The sequence below is a fragment of the Nocardia sp. NPDC055029 genome, assembly GCF_053608525.1.
Genome location: NZ_JBSGVQ010000067.1, coordinates 1 through 17,908, shown reverse-complemented (window position 1 = coordinate 17,908; position 17,908 = coordinate 1). Strand labels below are relative to the sequence as shown.

16 protein-coding genes are annotated in these 17,908 nt (G+C 68.9%); 4 read left to right on the top strand and 12 right to left on the bottom strand.

What is annotated here, in order from left to right; all coding sequences use genetic code 11:
• Positions 1-122: 122 nt before the first annotated feature.
• Positions 123-1,625 carry a diguanylate cyclase gene (locus ACWF9G_RS33545; protein WP_452520205.1) on the bottom strand — a complete coding sequence of 501 codons (1,503 nt, stop codon included), beginning with the start codon at positions 1,623-1,625 and terminating at the stop codon, positions 123-125.
• Between the two features lie 297 nt (positions 1,626-1,922).
• Here ACWF9G_RS33545 and galK point away from each other — a divergent pair, with 297 nt between their 5' ends.
• The 3 genes from galK to ACWF9G_RS33530 all read left to right on the top strand — a co-directional run bounded on the left by galK (position 1,923) and on the right by ACWF9G_RS33530 (position 5,169).
• Positions 1,923-3,044, top strand: coding sequence for a galactokinase (galK, locus tag ACWF9G_RS33540; RefSeq protein ID WP_452520203.1), 1,122 nt, complete (start codon positions 1,923-1,925; stop codon positions 3,042-3,044).
• A 151-nt stretch (positions 3,045-3,195) separates the two neighbouring features.
• The gene (locus ACWF9G_RS33535; RefSeq protein WP_452520201.1) at positions 3,196-4,908 is read left to right on the top strand and encodes a sodium:solute symporter family protein; all 1,713 of its coding nucleotides are present in this window, start codon (positions 3,196-3,198) and stop codon (positions 4,906-4,908) included.
• A 12-nt stretch (positions 4,909-4,920) separates the two neighbouring features.
• Positions 4,921-5,169, top strand: coding sequence for a hypothetical protein (locus ACWF9G_RS33530; RefSeq protein ID WP_379310990.1), 249 nt, complete (start codon positions 4,921-4,923; stop codon positions 5,167-5,169).
• Between the two features lie 16 nt (positions 5,170-5,185).
• On the opposite strand, the gene ACWF9G_RS33525 is transcribed toward ACWF9G_RS33530, so the two are convergent.
• The 11 genes from ACWF9G_RS33525 to ACWF9G_RS33475 all read right to left on the bottom strand — a co-directional run bounded on the left by ACWF9G_RS33525 (position 5,186) and on the right by ACWF9G_RS33475 (position 16,634).
• The gene (locus tag ACWF9G_RS33525; protein WP_452520199.1) at positions 5,186-6,766 is read right to left on the bottom strand and encodes an alkaline phosphatase D family protein; all 1,581 of its coding nucleotides are present in this window, start codon (positions 6,764-6,766) and stop codon (positions 5,186-5,188) included.
• Between the two features lie 53 nt (positions 6,767-6,819).
• On the bottom strand, positions 6,820-7,527 hold the full coding sequence (locus tag ACWF9G_RS33520) for a hypothetical protein (RefSeq protein WP_452520198.1): 708 nt from the start codon (positions 7,525-7,527) through the stop codon (positions 6,820-6,822).
• A gap of 116 nt (positions 7,528-7,643) precedes the next feature.
• Entirely contained in the window at positions 7,644-9,113 is a 1,470-nt protein-coding gene (locus tag ACWF9G_RS33515; RefSeq protein ID WP_452520196.1) for a PepSY-associated TM helix domain-containing protein, read from the bottom strand.
• Positions 9,114-9,385: 272 nt separating this feature from the next.
• The gene (locus ACWF9G_RS33510) at positions 9,386-9,946 is read right to left on the bottom strand and encodes a hypothetical protein (RefSeq protein WP_452520195.1); all 561 of its coding nucleotides are present in this window, start codon (positions 9,944-9,946) and stop codon (positions 9,386-9,388) included.
• A 55-nt stretch (positions 9,947-10,001) separates the two neighbouring features.
• Positions 10,002-11,660 (bottom strand): acyl-CoA synthetase, encoded by a 1,659-nt coding sequence (locus ACWF9G_RS33505; protein ID WP_452520193.1) that lies wholly within the window; start codon positions 11,658-11,660, stop codon positions 10,002-10,004.
• A 136-nt stretch (positions 11,661-11,796) separates the two neighbouring features.
• On the bottom strand, positions 11,797-13,422 hold the full coding sequence (locus tag ACWF9G_RS33500; protein WP_379310984.1) for an acyl-CoA synthetase: 1,626 nt from the start codon (positions 13,420-13,422) through the stop codon (positions 11,797-11,799).
• Between the two features lie 98 nt (positions 13,423-13,520).
• Positions 13,521-14,012 (bottom strand): ArsR/SmtB family transcription factor, encoded by a 492-nt coding sequence (locus ACWF9G_RS33495; protein ID WP_378846611.1) that lies wholly within the window; start codon positions 14,010-14,012, stop codon positions 13,521-13,523.
• Between the two features lie 106 nt (positions 14,013-14,118).
• On the bottom strand, positions 14,119-14,754 hold the full coding sequence (locus tag ACWF9G_RS33490) for a hypothetical protein (protein ID WP_379310983.1): 636 nt from the start codon (positions 14,752-14,754) through the stop codon (positions 14,119-14,121).
• Between the two features lie 155 nt (positions 14,755-14,909).
• On the bottom strand, positions 14,910-15,287 hold the full coding sequence (locus ACWF9G_RS33485; RefSeq protein ID WP_379310982.1) for a PIN domain-containing protein: 378 nt from the start codon (positions 15,285-15,287) through the stop codon (positions 14,910-14,912).
• The gene (locus tag ACWF9G_RS33480) at positions 15,284-15,595 is read right to left on the bottom strand and encodes a type II toxin-antitoxin system Phd/YefM family antitoxin (protein ID WP_379310981.1); all 312 of its coding nucleotides are present in this window, start codon (positions 15,593-15,595) and stop codon (positions 15,284-15,286) included. Before ACWF9G_RS33480 ends, ACWF9G_RS33485 begins: the two co-directional genes overlap by 4 nt.
• A 58-nt stretch (positions 15,596-15,653) precedes the next feature.
• Complete coding sequence (locus ACWF9G_RS33475) at positions 15,654-16,634, bottom strand: AurF N-oxygenase family protein (RefSeq protein ID WP_452520191.1); 981 nt, start codon at positions 16,632-16,634, stop codon at positions 15,654-15,656.
• A gap of 227 nt (positions 16,635-16,861) precedes the next feature.
• Between ACWF9G_RS33475 and ACWF9G_RS33470 the strand changes: the two genes are divergently transcribed.
• Complete coding sequence (locus ACWF9G_RS33470) at positions 16,862-17,824, top strand: DUF5996 family protein (RefSeq protein WP_452520190.1); 963 nt, start codon at positions 16,862-16,864, stop codon at positions 17,822-17,824.
• The last annotated feature ends 84 nt before the right edge of the window (positions 17,825-17,908 follow it).

Genomic DNA, 17,908 nt, shown 5'->3' with positions numbered 1-17,908 from the left:
CTTGCTCCTTCGTCGCGTACGCAACGGCGCCTGACCGGCGGGACGGCCGCGACGGCCGCTGCGCGGCCTGCCCCTCCTCGAGGTCGGGGCGTGCGGGGCTGGGTGGGGAGGTCCGTCACCACTTACACGGCTGTGCTGCTTCGGTTTCCCGCGTGGAGTATCGCGCGGTGGGCTGGTGTCTTGCGCAGGCCGTCGTAGAACGCGAGGCCCAGCCGGTACTCCTTGGCGTGGTACATCGCGGCATCGGCTTCGCGGATCAGGTCGTAGACCGTGGAATCGGTCGGGCGGGTGGTCAGGCAGGCGACGCCGATGCTGGCGGTGATGGGGATCTCGCCGCAGCTCAGGTCGAACGGGCGGACGAACGCGCCGAGCAGCTGCTGGGCGAGCACGGCGGCCTCGGCGCGGGATCGGGTGGCGAGGACGACGAACTCGTCGCCGCCGTAGCGGGCGGTGACATCGGTGCGCCGCGTGGTACGGCGGATGCGGGCGGCGGTTTCGGCGATCAGCTCGTCGCCCACCGCGTGTCCGTAGCTGTCGTTGACCATCTTGAAACCGTCGAGGTCGATGAACAACAGGCACAACGGTTTTCCGGCCCACTCGCGGCGGTGCCGGTGCGGTGCGCGCAGCAGCGCGGCCCGGTTGAACAGGCCGGTGAGCAGATCGTGGTCGGCCTGGTACTGGGCCCGGCGTTCGCTGCGCAGGCTGCGGGCGATGGCGCGTTCGCTGCGCACAAGGACCCCGACCAGCAGCAGGGTGAGCAGCAGGCAGATCACCACACGGTCGCCTGCCCCGAGGTCGGCGCCGACGACGCTGACCAGCGAGGCGGCCACCAGCGCCACCGCGATCACCCCGGCGCGCCTGCGGGAGCGATGCGGGTGCACGTCGTCGGCCGCGTGCGTCGCGCCCATGGTCGGATGCAGCGCGGCCAGCCCGGCCAGCAGGTACGCCCACTGCTGCGGCACCAGTGCGAATTCACTGCCGACGATGACGGTGCCTGCCGCCGTGAGACTTTCGATCAGACCGCCGACGAGCACCGCGATCAGCGCCGCCTGTAGCAGCCGCAGTGAGGTCTCGGTGCGGACCACCGTGGCCAGCGAATGCGCGAGCACGGTCAGCAGCAGTGCGTCGATCACCGGATAGCTCGCGGCCAGCACGGTGTCGAAACCGGTGGGGTTGCGCAGGATCGGCGAGATCAGGAACGTCCACGACGCCAGCAGGGCACTGAGCCCGATCAGGGTCGAGTCGAGCCACAGATCGCGGGTGCCGACCAGCCGCCGCGGTTGCAGCCAGCCCACCGCGGCCAGCCCCAGACACAGATAGGCGGCCACGGTGCACAGATCGTCGACCGGATGCCAGGACGCGTGCACGCCGAGTTCCCGTATCGCGGTGCCTGCGGCGAACAGCGGAACCGAGGCGGCCAGCAGATACCACGGCAGCCGATGGGCGGGCCGGTGGCTGTACAGGCCGACGCCGATCATCGCCAGACTGCCCGCGACAATGACGACGAGCAGCAGAAACGACAGCGACCGCGCCCCGAACAGTGGCGCGATCAGCACGGCCCCCGCCGCGCCGACCAGGACCGCACACCAGCGCAGGCTCCCATTGCATGTCTCGCTGATGGTCATCGACACCCCCTCGATCTTGCTGCGCACGCGACGAGCGCCGATCGAACGGAAGGCCGGTGAATTCTCGCGCGGGGCGTCGGCCGAGGAGTACCGAGTGTTGTCGTCCGAGCAGAATTCCCAGCCGGCGGCGCCGGCGCTCAAAACCTTTACAACTCAGTCGATCATGACACGTTCCGTGGTCGGCTGTCGCGCCCTTGACGGCATTGCCGGATATCGATTCGGCACCCGATGTTCCGCACCGGCGAGCGGCGGTGTGTGCTGGGATCACGCGGCGGGCGAGCAGCGAAGGGAATTCGAGTGGACAGGTGGATCGCACCGGGCCGGGTCAATATCATCGGCGAGCACACCGACTACAACGACGGGTACGTGCTGCCCATAGCCTTGTCGCTCGGTGTCGTCTGCGCGGCCGAGCCCGGCGGCGACGGCCAGGTGCGTCTCACCTCGGCCCAGCGGCCCGGCGAGGTTGTCGTCGTCGCCGTCGATGAGCTTGTGGCGCAGCGTGATCGGGTCCCTGCGTGGGCGCGCTATCCGCTCGGTGTGGTGTACGAGTTCGTGCGCGGCGGGCATCCGGTCGCGGGGGTGCGCCTCGATGTCGACGGTGCGGTGCCGATCGGTGCGGGTCTGTCGTCCTCGGCCGCGCTGTGCTGCGCGGTGACGGTGGCGCTGCGCGATCTGTTCGCACCCGGCCTCACCGATCGCGCGCTCGTCGAGATCGCCCACGCCGCGGAGAACGGATTCGCCGGAGTCCCGACCGGTGTCCTCGACCAGTCGGCCTCGATCCTGTGCACCGCAGGTCACGCGCTGTTCCTCGACGTGCGCGGGTTCACCGCATCCGACGGCCCCGAACCCGGTGCCGCGGAGCAGATTCCGTTCGACCTGGCAGCGGCGGACCTCGCGCTGGTCGTCGCCGACACCGGCCATCCGCACGATCTGGCCGACGGTGGATACGCCGAGCGCAGGGCGCAATGCGAGGCGGCCGCCGCCGCGCTGGAGGTGCGCGCGCTGCGCGACGCCACCGAGGCCGACCTGGCCCGCCTCGACGACCCGCTGCTGCGGCGACGGGCGACCCACGTGGTCACCGAGAACGCGCGGGTACTCGCGGTAGTCGACCAGCTGCGGTCAGGCGCCGACCCGCGTGCCGTCGGCGCGCTGCTCACGGCCTCGCACCGGTCGCTGCGGGCCGACTTCGAGGTGTCGGCGCCCGCCCTCGACCTCGCGGTCGACGCGGCCGTCGGCGCGGGCGCCCACGGCGCGCGGATGGTCGGCGGCGGTTTCGGCGGCAGCGTAGTGGCCCTGGTCGACCGCGCGGGCACCGACCGTGTCGCCGCGCGGATCGAGCAGCGATTCGCGGCAGCGGGTTTCGCGGCACCCCGGATCTTCACCGTCGAACCGGCCGCGGGGGCACACAGACTGGACTGAACAGAAGTTCACTAATCCCGATTCGGCATGTGACCTGGGACACAAGAGCGCACAGTGGAAGCACCCCGAAAACGTTCGGCGGGCGACGCGGCCCGCGCCGTCGCCAACGACGCCAGTGCGCCGCCCGGTTCCAGGCCAGGAGGGACACGCTGTGCCACTTGCCGTTTCCACTCTCGACGCGTCGTCGACCTTGCGTCTCGATGCCGATCCCGTCGACTACGCGCTCGTCGCCCTGTACTTCGTCTTCGTTCTCGGCATCGGGCTGATCGCCCGGCGCCGGGTGTCGACCAGCGTCGACTTCTTCCTCTCCGGCCGGTCGCTGCCCGCCTGGGTGACCGGCCTGGCGTTCATCTCCGCCAATCTGGGCGCGGTGGAGATCATGGGCATGTCGGCCAACGGCGCCCAGTACGGTTTTCCGACGTTCAACTACTTCTGGATCGGCGCCGTCCCCGCCATGCTGTTCCTCGGCGTGGTGATGATGCCGTTCTACTACGGCTCCAAGGTGCGGTCGGTGCCCGAGTTCATGCGCAGGCGCTTCGGCACCGGCGCGCACCTGGTGAACGCCCTGAGCTTCGCACTCGCCCAGGTACTGATCGCGGGCGTGAACCTCTACCTGCTCGGCACGATCCTCAATGTGCTGCTCGGCTGGCCGCTGTGGATCTCGGTGGTCGTCGCCGCGGTGATCGTGCTCTCCTACGTCACCCTCGGCGGGCTCTCGGCGGCGATCTACAACGAGGTGCTGCAGTTCTTCGTGATCGTCGCGGCGCTGCTGCCGCTGACCCTGGTCGGCCTGCACCGCGTCGGCGGCTGGGACGGCTTCAAGGACAAGGTGACCGCCTCACCCGGCGGCGCCGACCAGCTGCAGACCTGGCCAGGCAATGCGATGAGCGGGTTCACCGACAATTTCGCCTCGATCATGGGCATCGTGTTCGGCCTGGGATTCGTGCTCTCCTTCGGTTATTGGACAACCAATTTCGTGGAGGTGCAGCGCGCACTCGCGACGCACTCGATTTCGGCGGCGCAGCGCACGCCGATCATCGGCGCGTACCCGAAGATGTTCATTCCGTTGATCGTCGTCATTCCCGGCATGATCAGCGCGGTACTGGTGCCGCAGATGATCGAGTACAAGCAGCAGGTCACCGCGAATCCCGATTTCGAGGGCGACGTCACCTACAACCAATCACTGCTGTTCCTGATGAAAGAGGTGCTGCCGAACGGTCTGCTCGGTGTCGGCCTCGCGGGTCTGCTCGCGGCGTTCATGGCGGGTATGGCGGCCAATGTCTCCGCGTTCAACACCGTGTTCAGTTACGACCTGTGGCAGCAGTACGTCCGCAAGGACCGCCCCGACGGGTACTACCTGAAGGTCGGCAGGCTGGCGACCGTCGGCGCGACGATCGCGGCGATCTTCACCGCGTTCATCGCGGGCGGCTTCAGCAACATGATGGACTACCTGCAATCCCTGTTCAGCTTCTTCAACGCGCCCCTGTTCGCGACATTCATCCTCGGCATGCTGTGGAAGCGGATGACGCCGACGGCGGGCTGGGTCGGTCTGGTCAGCGGCACGCTGGCCGCGGTCTTCGTGTTCCTGCTCAACGAGACCGGGGTGACCAGCCTGTCCGGGCAGGGCGCGAGCTTCGTCGCCGCGGGCGCCGCCTTCGTGGTCGACATCGCCGTCAGCGTGGCGGTCACCCTGGTGACCAGGCCCAAACCCGCCGCGGAACTGGTCGGCCTGGTGTACTCCGAGACACCGAAGGCGCTGCGCACCGACGCCGACGCGGACACGCTGCCGTGGTACCAGCGCCCGGTCCTGCTCGCGGGAATCGCGCTCGTGCTGGTCATCACCCTCAACATCGTCGTCGGATAAGGAGTCAGGGCAATGCTTTTCGATATCCGCACCATCATCGGCGCGCTCCTCGGCAGCTACGGCGTCGTCCTGGTGATCACCTCGCTGGTGCAGGACACCGCCGCGCAGGAGGCCAAGACCGGCGGGATCGATGTGAACCTGTGGGCAGGCCTCGGCATGCTCGGGGTCGCCGTCGTGTTCATCGGCTGGGCATTGCTGCGGCCGGTACAGGTCCCCGCGAACCCGGAGCTGACGCTGGAGGATTTCGACCCCGATCGCTGACGTGTGCCCGGGTACGTCACGCCTGGACGGCGCCCGGAATACCGTCCTGCACGACGAAACTCGCCCGGGTGGTGACCGGTGCGCCGGGGCGGGTGACGTACGGAACGACCCGGAAGTCGTTGCGCCACAGCTGATGATCCAGCTCCACTCGTACATAGCCGCGTTGCCGGTTGTAGAACTTCATGTCCGGGTTGGCCGCGAGCAGTGCCCGCCCTGCGTCGCTGATGTCGGCGCCGTCGCCACCGGTGGTGATGGACGTGCCGGTGAATTCGGTGGCGACGACCGGTGATTCAGGGTCCTGATAGTCGCGGCGCAGGTCGGCGACGTAGTTCTCGTGCCGGTCACCGGTGATCACGACCAGGTTGCCCGCCGCGCGGTCGGCGGCGGTGCCGAGCACCGTGTTGCGGTCGGCGATGTAGCCGTCCCAGGCATCGGTACCGAGCAGCAGCTCCGGTCCCGGGTCGTAGTCGGATTGCGCCATCGCGACCTGGTTGCCGAGCACCTGCCAGCGAGCGGACGAGGTGGCCAGTCCGTCGACGAGCCAGTCCCGTTGCGCCGCACCGAGGATCGTGCGATCGGTGGCGTAGCGCTCGGAGCAGCCGGTGACCGCTTTGCCGTCACCACAGGCCTGCGCGGAGCGGTACTGCCTGGTGTCGATCATGGTGAACTCGGCCAGATCGCCGAAGCGGTAGCGGCGGTGCAGAGGCATGCTCGGCCCTGCGGGCACCTGCGCCAGGCGCATCGGCTGGTGCTCGTACATCGCCTGGAACGCGGCGGCTTTGCGCCTGCGGAACATCGGCGCCAGCCGGTGCACGTCGAAGCCGAGTCCGGGATGCACGCCTGCCCAGTTGTTGTCGAGCTCGTGGTCGTCGAGCGTGACCAGCCAGGGGAACGCCGCGTGCGCGGCCCGCAGCGGCGCTTCCGACTTGGCCTGGGCGTAGCGCAGCCGGTATCCGGCCAGGTCAACGGCCTCGCCCTCGAGCTGGGCTGGCAGGTGCGCGCCGCGCCGCGCGAGCAGCCAGGAGGTCTCGTAGATGTAGTCGCCCAGATGCACGACCAGGTCGAGGTCTTCGGTGCTGAGATGCTCGTAGGCGGTGTAGTAGCCCGAACTCCACGATTGGCAGGACGCGAAGGCGAACCGCATCCGGCTGGTCGGACTGCCCGGTGCGGGCGCGGTGCGGGTGCGTCCGGTGGGGGAGATCTCCGAGCCGGCCCGGAACCGGTAGTAGTACCACCGGTCCGGCGCCAGCCCGGAGACCTCGGGGTGCACGCTGTGGCCGAGCGCGCGGGTCGCCACCGCCGAGCCCGTGGCCACGACCTTGGTGAAGCGTTCGTCCTCGGCGACCTCGTAGTCGACGGTCACCGCGGCCAGCGGCATCCCGCCGTAACCGTCCGGGGCGAGCGGATCAGGTGCGAGGCGGGTCCACAGCACCACGCCGTCCGGCGTCGGTTCCCCGGAGGCGACACCGAGGGAGAACAGCTCGCCGAGCCGCCGTGGTACCGGGAACCTGGCACTGCTCACCGCCGACACCCCGACCAGGGCCGCGACCGAACCGGTCACGCCGTAGCGCAGGAGTTGTCGACGGGAGACCACCATGTGTCGATTCTGTCCGGTTTCGCACCCGGCGCGCGAGGAATGCGGTGATCGCGCTACTTGGCTGGCGGCGTGAACGGCGCGTTGATCGTGGTGAAGTACTGGATCGCCGCACCCACCGCGACCGGCGCGGCGATGAAGATCTGCCCGGCCAGCGCACCGACCGGACCCGCGACCAGCGCGCCCGCGATGCACCCGACCGCCGCGGCGGGCAGGAACGGGCCGAACAGCCCGACGATCGTCGCCATGATGACGGTGCCGGACAGGATGCCACCGAGCACGCAGCCGACGGCAGCACCGCCGAGGCCGCCGACCAGCGCGCCGACGGAGGCGCCGAGGCTGATCGTGGCGGTCATCCGGCTCCAGGCGTCCTTCTCGCGGTCGTACTCCGTCTTCCACGGCGCGGAGTTCTCGAACGGCAGCGCCACCGGCTTGTACACGGCCTTGGCCGGGTCGAGCTGCGGGGTGAGGGTGGCGGTGCGGCCGGTGATCTCGGCGGCGATCGGGAACTCGAAGTCGTCGAGCCGGAAGTGCAAGGGGGTCGCGGCGACGGTGGTGCCGTCGGCGGCCTTGACCTTGAACGCACCGTCCTCGGCGACCAGCGAGCCCGCGTCGGTGCTGATGAGCGAGGCGCCGTCGACCGCTTCGGCGGTGAAGTTGATCGGCGCCTGGCCGGTGCCCGGCGCCGCGTGCGCGGTGGTGGCGGCGACGGTGCCCGCGGTCAGCAGGGCGGCGGTGGCGAGGGCGATCGTGGTGGTCTTCATGGGTGATTCCTTCATCGAATGCGAGCGTCTGCGGGCACGCGTCATCGCGACGGCACCCGGCAGCGGGAAAGTGGTTGTCGGCGAAGCGCTGTCGCTGCGCCGTGTGGGGGAGTGGGTCAGGCTGACGGCTGGGCGCGCGCGGCGAGGCCGAGCGCGACGTCGACGATCAGGAAGCCGAGCAGGCTCAGCCCGACCAGCGGGACGAACCAGCCGACCGCCACGGCCGCCGCGAGCAGCGGCACGGTGATCCACAGCGAGGTCTTGCGTAGCACGCCACGACGCGGTGGCGCGCCTGCCGCGAAACGGTTCGACTTGCGGGTCGGCCGCCGCTGCCACCACATCAGGTAGCCGAGCACGATCATCGCGCCAAGGCCGAGCGCCACCGCGAGCAGCAGCAACTGGTTCGGCAGCCCGAACAGCAGACCCATGTGGAAGGCGATGCCCCAGTTGGTCAGCTTGGCCATCAGCGGCCAGTCGGCGAAGGCGAGCTGGTCGGTGACCGCGCCGCTGGCGCCATCGATCGCGACCGCGTCGATGGTGTAGGTGCCGGGCTTGCGCAGTTCCTTGACGCCGAACGCCTTCTCCGGCTTCGCCGGGATCGCGATCTCGGCGGCCTGGGTGATGCCGTTCGCGCGGGCGATCTCCCACACGGAGTCGAGCTGGGCGATCCGGCCCGCCGGGTCGACCGGCGCGGGCGCGGTGTGGCCCGCGCTGTGGTGGTCGCCGCCCGCGGACTGCGCGGGACCGGCCGTGCCGGGCAGCTTCACGTCGATCGCGGGGGTGGTCCAGCTCAGCTCTTCGCGCAGCTTGGTGACGTTCTCACCGGCGTAGGTCGACCAGGTCATGCCGGTCGCCGACAGCAGCAGCACAACCGGCAGGATCCAGAAGCCGATGGCGCCGTGCCAGTTCAGCTTGCGCCGCTTCGGCTCGGACAGATCCGGCGCGAGCAGCCACTGCGCCGCCCGCTTCGCCCGGCGCTTGCGCACCCGGTGCACCCACAGCACGAGGCCGAACAGGGCGATCACCCACAACCAGGACGCGGCCAGCTCGCTGTAGAGCCTGCCGGTCTCGCCCAGGTGCAGGCTGCGGTGGAACTCGCTGATCCAGGTCCGCAGCGGCAGCGCGCCACCGCTGCCGTAGACGACGGCCTCGCCGACCGGCTGTGCGGTGTGCGGGTCGACGAATACCGAGAGCCGTTCGGAATCGCCGAGGGCCGGATCGTTGAACAGGACGCGGGTGGTCTCGCCGTCGCTCGGGGCCGGTGCCACGGCGACGAGGGTCAGGTCGGGTTTGGTGGCGACCGCCGCGCCGACCTGCGCCGACAGTGCCTGATCGGGGCCGGTGGTGTCGACCTGGAGCAGGTCGCGGGAGACGAACCCCTCGATCGTGGGTGCGATCGCGTACAGCGCGCCGGTGAGCGCGGCGATCAGGATGAAGGGGGCGACGAAGATCCCCGCGTAGAAGTGCAGGCGCATGGCCAGCGGGTAGAGGCGCAGGCCCCGGCGGGCGCCGGAGCGTGACCGTCCACCGGATTCCGGTGCCGCCGAGGCGGGTTCCTCGGTCGGACGGGTGTCCGTGATGCTCATGATGATTCGTTTCTGGAGTACTGGAAACCCGGTGCGCGCGGATCGGTCCAGGTACGCGGCGCTGACCGCGACTCCGTGACCGGTCGCAATGACTGCGTCCGGCGGAGTGCGCGGTCGGTGAACCGACGTCTGAACTCGGTTGGCCCAAGGATCGGCCGCGCCGGCGCACCGTCGGCGACTGCGCGTGTGCGCATCGTGGGGTTGCCGATCGAGCCGCCGCGGTCGTGCGGACAGCGCACGGCGAAAGGCCGTGCACCGGGTGAGGGAAGGTGTCAGAAAGGAATCGCGAGCGGCGGACCGCGGGTGCGCAGCGATTGCGCGGCGAAGATCCGCAGGATGACGCGGTCGCGGTGGACCAGGCGCAGCGGCGCCGGGTCGGGAATGCGGGGGCAGCGGTAGCGCAGCGGCAGGATCCGCGCGAGCGCGGCGCTGCCGATCCGATAGGCGGCCTCGGCACCCAGGATGATCGCGGCGGCCAGGGTCGCGGCGACGACGTGCGCGGTGAGCATGCCGAGACCGAGCGAGTCGTCACCGTGATGGGCATGCCCGGACCAGCTCATGGTCGTGTGGCCGAGCAGCTGACCGCCCAGCAGCACGGCGGCCAATCCGATCGCACCGTCGCGCAACGGGCGAATGCCCGCGACCACCGCGCCGACGACCGCCGAGACAGCGGCCAGCAGCACGACGGTGGTGCTGCCGGGCAGCGCGCCGCCGGAAGCCAGCCCGTGAGCGGCCAGCGAGAGCGCCCCCGACATCGAGCCGGCGCAGGCACCGCGCAGCCGCGCGCCGACGGCACGCGACGGCGCGGACGCCTGCTCGAACTCGATGATCACCGGCTGATTTTAGACGACCGGTACCGGCCGCTCGGCCGGACCGGGGCAGGCAGGCTCACGCCTCGTCGAAATCCATCTCGATCAGCGGCTTGCGCAGCAACTTGCCGGTGGCGTTGCGGGGCAGTTCGTCGACGAAGATCACCTCGCGCGGCACCTTGTAGCGGGCCAGGTTCTCGCGAACGTACTCCTTGATCTCCTTGGCGTCGCGCGCCGAGTCGGGACCGGGAACCACGATCGCGCGCAGCCGCTTGCCGTAGTCGCGGTCGTCGACGCCGACCACCGCAGCCTCGAACACGTCCGGCCTGCCCGCGATGAGGTTCTCCACCTCGAGCGGGAAGACGTTCTCGCCACCGGAGACGATCATGTCGTCGTCCCTGCCGTCGATGTAGAGCAGCCCGTCGGCATCGAAATGGCCGACGTCACCGCTGGACATCATGCCGTCGACCATCTCCTTGGTCCGGCCGTCGGTGTAGCCGCTGAACGCGAAACCGTTGTCGACGAAGATGGTTCCGGTGACGTTCGGCGCCGTGATCGGCTTGCGGTTCTCGTCGAGCAGCACGATCCGGATGCCGACCGGCGCCTTGCCCGCGGTGGTCGGCGCCTTGCGCAGGTCCGCCGGGGTCGCCACCGTCATCACGGCGCATTCGGTGGAGCCGTAGAGGTTGTAGAGGCTGTCACCGAAGTAGTCCAGCGTGCGGGTCACCACGTCGGGCGCGATGGCCGAGCCGGCGGCGAAGATGACCTTGATGGTCTTCGGGTCGTACTTCGCCAGGATCTGCTCGTCCAGATCGAGGATGCGCTGCAGCATCGTCGGGACGACGACCAGCGAATCCGCCCGGTACTGCGCGATATTGGCGAGGGTGCGCTCCGGATCGAACCGGCGCTGCTGGAAGATCACCCGGTTGCCCAGCGCGAGACCAAGGGTGAACTGCGACAGGCCGGTGCCGTGGAAGATCGGCGCGGCCATGATCATGGTGCCGTTGTCGGGCAGCGGCACCCGGTCGACGAACTGCGCGGACGCGAACGGGCTCACCTTGTCGCGCGGGGCGCCCTTGGGCGTTCCGGTGGTGCCGCTGGTCAGGATCACCATGCCGCCCGGCTTGCTCGGCGGGGTCAGCGGCGTGACCGAACGACCGGCCGAGAGCGATTCGACGGTCGGGATCGACGCGTCGACGCCGTCGGCCTCGTCGACCCAGGTGAGGATGCGCGGGATGTCGGCGGGGATGGCGCTCATCAGGTCGACGAACTCGCTGTCGTGCAGCACCGCCTTGACCTTCTCGCGCGCGGCCACATCGGCGAACTGCGGCTTGGCGAAACCGGTGTTCATCAGCACCGCGCGCACGCCGAGCTTGCCCGCGGCGAGCAGGCTCAGCACCATGCCACGGTGGTCGCGGGCCAGCACCGCGACCACATCGCCCTCGTTGATCCCGCTCGCCCGCAGCCCACGGGCCAGGGCATTGGACTGCTCGTCGAGCGTGCCGAAGGTGAGCTCACCGCGTTCGTCGACGATGGCGCCCGCGTCCGGCCGCGTCTGCGCGGCGTGCATGACCACGCCGGCGAACGGGCCGAACTTGGAGACATTGCGGAACGAGCGGGCGGCGTGATCGAGGCGCAGCGGATTGAACAGCTTGCGATCCATCATCACTTTGACGCCGAGCGCGAAATCACCGGCGCGCCGGGCGGTTCCACCGAGCGCGGGCAGAGACAGAGACATCGAACAGCCTTCCGGCAGACCGATCCCACGACGACGAACACCCGTGGGGCCGGACCGCGTCATCGAGATCCAGTGCTGGTGCTAACAGTAGCAAGCATCCCGGGCCGGTTGTGCTCTGTCTCTCAGGCCCCCGACCTCACTGTGACACCTCATAATCGATGAGGACTCGCCGCAAGATCTTGCCGGTCGCGTTGCGGGGGAGTTCGTCGACGAAGACCACCTCGCGCGGCACCTTGTAGCGGGCCAGATTCTCCTTGACGTGCGCCTGGATCGCGGCGGCGTCGGTGCTGTGGCCCTCTTCGAGGACGATGAAGGCGCGCAGCCGCTTCCCGAATTCCACGTCGTCGACGCCGACCACCGCGACGTCGAACACGTCGGGCCGCTCCACCAGCAGGTTCTCCACCTCCTGCGGGAAGACGTTCTCGCCGCCGGAGATGATCATGTCGTCGTCGCGGCCGTCGACCATGAGCAGCCCGCTCTGGGTGAAGTGCCCGAGGTCGCCGCTGGACATGAAGCCGTCGATGATCTGCTTGTTCCGGCCGTCGGTGTAACCCTCGAAGGGCGCGCCGCTGCGCACGAAGATCCGGCCCGCGGTCTCCGGTGTCGTGACCCGCTGATCGTTCTCGTCGTAGAGGCGGACCTCGCAGGTGATCGGCGAGCGGCCGCAGGTGCCCGGCGCCTCGGCCAGCTCGGCCGGGTTCGCGATGGTCGCGATGGCCACCTCGGTCGACCCGTAGAGGTTGTAGAGGACCGGCCCGAACGCCTCGGTGGCGCGAATGCACAGCTCGGGCGAGAGTGCCGATCCGGCGAACAGGATCACCTTCAGCGAGGAGGTGTCGTACTTGGCGCGGACCTCGGGGGGCAGTTCGGTCAGCCGGTGCAGCATCGTCGGCACGCACACGAGCATCTCGACCTTGTGCTCGGCGATCGCGGCGAGGGTGGCCTCGGCGTCGAAGCGGCGGCGCATGACGATCTTGTTCGCCAGGATGGTGCCGACCAGCCAGGTGCCGAGACCCGTGCTGTGGAAGATCGGCGAGACGATCATCATGACGCCCCGCTTGGGGAAGGGCACCCGGTCGACGAACTGCGCGGTCGCCATCGGCGTCACCTTGGTGCGCGGGGCGCCCTTGGGCAGGCCGGTCGTGCCGCTGGTGAGGATGATGAAGCCGCCCGGCTTGCTCGGCGCGGGCAGCGGCTCGGTGGAGTTGCCCGCGATGAGGTCGTCGAAGGTGGCGGCGCCCTCGGGCAGCTGGGCGCCCTCGTCGACCCAGGTCAGGAAGCGCGGCAGGTCGGCGGGCAGCGCGTCGAGCAGGCCGATGAACTCGCTGTCGTGCAGCACGGCGCGGACCTTCTCGCGCTCGCACACCTCGGCGAACTGCGGCTTGGCGAAGCCGGTGTTCATCAGCGCGATCCGCGCGCCCAGCTTGCCGGCGGCGATCATCGACATGATGAGCCCGCGGTGGTCGCGCGCCAGCACCGCGATCACCATGCCCTCGCCGATGCCCGCGTCGTGCAGGCCGCGCGCGATCGCCGTCGACTGCTCGTCGAGTTCCCGGTAGGTCAGCTCGCCGCGCTCGTCGGCCAGCGCGACTTGATCGGGCGCGACCCGGGCGGAGTGGCGGACGAGGGTGGCCTGCGGGCCGTAGATCTTGGATTCCTTCATCGTCCGCAGGGTCTCGACCGGCTTCGTCGGGTCGGTGACGCCGCGTGACCGCAGCACTCCGAGCGCCTTCACAGTTTCGAGCAGATGGCTCACGTTCACTCGGCTACCTCCACAGCATCGGTCTCTGGATGCTCACGGTAGCAGTCGATGTGCCCTGCGTCACAGTATTCTAAACGGGCAATTGGGACATTTCTCGATCAGCGCTGCGCGCTCGCCAAGGCCGCGAGCAACGGGACGAGCCTGCCCTCCGGCACCTCGAAACGGCCGAGCCCCGCGGTCTGCAGCCAGCCGACCGCGGCCAGCTGCCGCAGGTGCTGGTAGATCTCGGCCGAGGTGCCCAGTTCCTCGATGGCGGCCAGGTCGGCGGCGGTGCGGCGACCGTAGACGATCTCGCGCAGCAACCGCAGCCGCACCGGATTCGCCAGGACGGCAAGGCAATTGGCGGCCTCGATGGTCCAGACGTCGCCGACGATGGCATCGGTGGCGAATTGTGCCTGCCAGTCGAGTCGTTCACCGGTCGGCAGTTGCAGCGCCCCGGCCAGCAGTACGCCGCCGTTGCGCACCCCGGCGTCGTCGAATTCTTTGCGCAGCCGCGCGACAGCCCACGGCAGCTGCGCGTCGCCACCTCCTGGCTGCTCCAGGGCGGCAACCCGCCGTTCCAGTTCTTCGAGTCGGTCGACCAGATCCACGCGGCAAACCTACGCCACTCCGAACCTCTTGCGCTGCAAGCTTGCAGGCCGAAAATGCCGACGCACCCCGGAACCGTGATTCCGGGGTGCGTGCGCGAGCGGGAGACTATCGCGTGACAGCGCCGAAAGACGGCTGCTGGATGGTGCCGAGCTTGTAGGCGTACCCGTCCGGGTGCGCCTCGTCGACCGGCACGGACCAGCGGTGCCACAGGTTGCCGTACACCGCCGCGACGACCAGTCCGCCACCGGTGTTCAGCGACGCGGTGCGGATCGTCGTGTCGACCGGCACGTCCTGGTGCTCGGCCAGGATCGCGGTCCCGCTCTGCCCGGTGGACAGGTTCAGCCAGATGACCTCGAGCTTGGCGCCGGTCTGGGTGGGCGAGATGGTGCCGGGTCCGCCGAAGAAGCCGAGCCGGAAGCCGTTGATGTCGAGCGCGATGCCCGACCCGTAAACACCCGCGCCGCCGCCGTTCTGGCCGATGTCGGAGGTGGCGGGGATCTGGAACGGCTGCGCGGGCAGCGCCACATCGATCGTGCCCTTGTCGACGAGCTTGTCGAGTGCGGCGAGCGCGCCCGGGTTGTCCGCCACGGTGGTGCGCAACTGCGCGACGGCCGCGGCCACGTCGACCGTGGTCTTTGGCGCCGGTTCCGCGCCCGCTGGGGCGGCGAAGACGACGGCGACGGCGGCCGACGTGGCGGCCACCGCGGTGGTGAAGCGACGCATGAAACTCAGATGATGCATAACCAGCTCTCCTCGAGTGTTCCTGGTACCGCTTTCCCTGGGTGAATCGTCAGCTCTGTTGTCGGCCGGTGGAATACCGCGCATCACCCGCGCGGCCATCGGTCACCGGTGCACCGTATCGGACGCGGGATGTGTCCTCGATCACGCCCCTGGACTCACGGCATCGTGGCGATCTGCACCTTGTAGCCGCGGTACAACTCGGGTTTGGCGGTGAGCACCGGCATATCGAGGTGCTGGGCGGTGAACACCACGGGCGCGACGAGCGGCCATTCGGTGTGGTCGTCGGCCATCGGCACGGTGGTGCCGGTGCGGATCGCGGTCGCGGCGTCCAGTTCGGCCCAGCGCACGGCGACGCGATTGTCGAGCAGGCGCCCGAGCTCGTCGATGTTGTCGACGGCGCGCATCGCGGCCATCAAGCTCACCGTCGGCACCACCATGATCCGGCGTTGCTGGGTGAACTGCCGCATGATCACCTGCCCGAACAGGGGAGAGAGGGCGAGCGAGGTCAATGCGGTGTGGTCGGCGACGCTCACCGGGTGGCGCCTGTACCGTCCAGCGCGCTCATCAGTTTGTCCAGTTTGGCCTCCGCGTCGGCGATCTCGTCCGCGGAATGCCGCTTGATCCGGTCGTCGAGCCCGCCGAGGATCTGCTCGCGCAGATCGTCGTTGAAGTACGCGGGGGGCAATGCCCCGTGGCGCAACACCTCAGCAGGTACCACCGCGACCAATTCCTTCCCCTCCCGCGTCACGATCACCGGCCGTCCGCTGGCGGACACCCCGTCGAGAACAGTGCCGAGCTGGCCACGCAACTCGGTCAACGGCACAGTTTCGTAATCGGCCATATCTCACTGTACATCGCTGTGTACAGTCCGGAAGTCCGGCGGGCCGTCGCCGCTGACCTCAGGCGGCCTTGCGGGCAGGCTCGCTGCGGTACCGGGTGACCGGGCCGTCGATGCCGAGCAGGCGCCAGGTGAGCTTCGAGACGGGGTTCATCAGGCCGCTGTTGGTGGCCAGGGCGCGCACGTCGCCGAAGATGTTGCGCATCGTGGTCTGCGATTCCGCGCCGCTCCAGTAGGCCTCGCGCATGACCTCGTCCGGGATGCCGAACTTCTCCACGAATTCCTTGGGCGGGGTCATGATCATGTCGAGCATCACCCGCATGGCGATCGGGAAGGCAACGGACAGAACCGATTTCATGATCGGGTTCATGCCGGGCACATTGCGCCGCAGGTATTCGTGGGCGAAGGAGATGTGCCGGGCTTCCTCGGCCACGTGGATCTGCATCACGCGCTGCACCATCGGATGCAGGTCCACCCCGCCGCGCAGCAGCGACTTCTGCAGGTGATCGATCGGCTCCTCGCCGCCCAGGATCATCGTGAAGAACAGCTCGGGGAAGTACTTCACCGCGGGCCAGATGGCCATCGTCAGCTTGCGGTCGATCGAGCCCATGCCGATCACATCGCGGTAGCCGATCCGGTTGATCATCTCCTGGAACATCATCGTGTGGTTGCACTCTTCGGCAGCCTCGTGGGTGACGTAGCGGAACTCCGGATCGCCGTTGGGTACCGAGATCAGATACTGCATCAGCCCACGGATCAGCAGCTGCTCGAAATCCAGGCCGACCTTGGCGATCCCGGCCTGGCGCCACATGCCCATGGCGATCTGCTTCTCGACCGGCTGCGCCTTGTACCAGGGGTGGCGGCCCAGCGGGTCCTCGTCGGGCATGATCCAGCGCGGATCGTCGGAATGCACGGCGAACTCCGGCGAATCCCAGTCGATGTCGACATACGGATCGAAGTGCCGGTTCACCGAGCCTTCGGACAGGTTGCGCAGGATCTCGTGGTACTCGGGATCGGTTGCGGTGTTTTTGAGCGACAGCATCGGCGATGTCTCCTTCGGGGGTGGCGCAGGCCTCACTTTATATGGGACTCGGAGTCTCAGGCAACTGTAGGGCAGGTGTTTCGCTTGTCCGGCGCGCCCCACCTGTGCCGACGTACGATGAGGCAATCGCAGAACGTGTCGGACGGTTGACCAGTCAGCCAGGTTCCTGGCTGTGGAGTGAAACGGGCGGACTCGCGCCGCTCCCCACCGAGAGAGCGAGGATTCCGATGGCACAGCTGACTCCCGCCAAGGCCGTGTGGCCGACCCTGCGGGTCGATTCCTGGACCGACACCCGCGACACACTGCACATGTGGACCCAGATCATCGGCAAGCTCAAGATGGCGGGCGCACCGCTGGTCAACCACTGGTGGAATGTCACCTTCGCGGTCAGCGCGCGCGGGCTCTCGACCGGCGCGATCCCCGTCGACGGCCGCCTGCTCGACATCGAATTCGATTTCCTCGACCACGAACTCGTCTTGCGCACCAGCGACGGCCGCCACGCCGTCATCGCCTTGCGTCCGCGCACGGTCGCCGATTTCTACGCCGAGCTGGGTCATGTGCTCGGTCGTCTCGACGCGGTGGTCGATATCGAGGCCTCGCCGAACGAAGTCGACCCCGCGATCCCGTTCGCCGAGGACACCACCCACCACTCCTACGACGGCGATGCCGTCACCCTGTTCTGGCAGCAACTCGTCCAGATCCAGCGGGTCTTCCAGCTCTGGCGCGCCGGTTTCGCCGGGAAATCCAGTCCGGTGCAGGTCTTCTGGGGTTCCCTCGACCTCGCCTGCACCCGCTTCTCCGGCCGCACCGCCCCCTTGCACCCCGGCGGCGCCCCCAACTGCGCCGACTGGGTCATGGAAGAGGCCTACTCCCGCGAATGCGCCAGCGCCGGCTTCTGGGCAGGCGGTACCGAAGGCACCTTCTACGCCTACGCCTACCCCGCCCCCCACGGCTACTCCGCCCGTCCCGCGGGCCCCGACGGCGCCGAATGGGACGCCACCCTGGGCGAATTCGTCCTCCCCTACGACGTAGTCCGCCAATCTCCCGACCCCGACGCCACCCTCCTGAACTTCCTCGACACCACCTACTCCGCCGCCGCCGACCTGGCCCACTGGGACCGCAAACTCCTCGACGTCAACCCCCACCGCCTCGACCGCGTCCTCCACACCGACGACACAGCGGCACTCTGAGCGGTCGAGCCGCGCCGATCCGGAAACGGGGAAAACCGGGGGGGCCGGCGGGGCGGCCCCCGCGTTTTGGGGTTTGTAACACCG

Bases quoted from the DNA above. Each gene is read 5' to 3' on its own strand.
- ACWF9G_RS33545 (WP_452520205.1), bottom strand. From the start codon at position 1,625: ATGACCATCAGCGAGACATGCAATGGGAGCCTGCGCTGGTGTGCGGTC.
- ACWF9G_RS33530 (WP_379310990.1), top strand. From the start codon at position 4,921: ATGCTTTTCGATATCCGCACCATCATCGGCGCGCTCCTCGGCAGCTAC.
- ACWF9G_RS33525 (WP_452520199.1), bottom strand. From the start codon at position 6,766: ATGGTGGTCTCCCGTCGACAACTCCTGCGCTACGGCGTGACCGGTTCG.
- ACWF9G_RS33520 (WP_452520198.1), bottom strand. From the start codon at position 7,527: ATGAAGACCACCACGATCGCCCTCGCCACCGCCGCCCTGCTGACCGCG.
- ACWF9G_RS33515 (WP_452520196.1), bottom strand. From the start codon at position 9,113: ATGAGCATCACGGACACCCGTCCGACCGAGGAACCCGCCTCGGCGGCA.
- ACWF9G_RS33505 (WP_452520193.1), bottom strand. From the start codon at position 11,660: ATGTCTCTGTCTCTGCCCGCGCTCGGTGGAACCGCCCGGCGCGCCGGT.
- ACWF9G_RS33490 (WP_379310983.1), bottom strand. From the start codon at position 14,754: ATGCATCATCTGAGTTTCATGCGTCGCTTCACCACCGCGGTGGCCGCC.
- ACWF9G_RS33480 (WP_379310981.1), bottom strand. From the start codon at position 15,595: ATGGCCGATTACGAAACTGTGCCGTTGACCGAGTTGCGTGGCCAGCTC.
- ACWF9G_RS33475 (WP_452520191.1), bottom strand. From the start codon at position 16,634: ATGCTGTCGCTCAAAAACACCGCAACCGATCCCGAGTACCACGAGATC.
- ACWF9G_RS33470 (WP_452520190.1), top strand. From the start codon at position 16,862: ATGGCACAGCTGACTCCCGCCAAGGCCGTGTGGCCGACCCTGCGGGTC.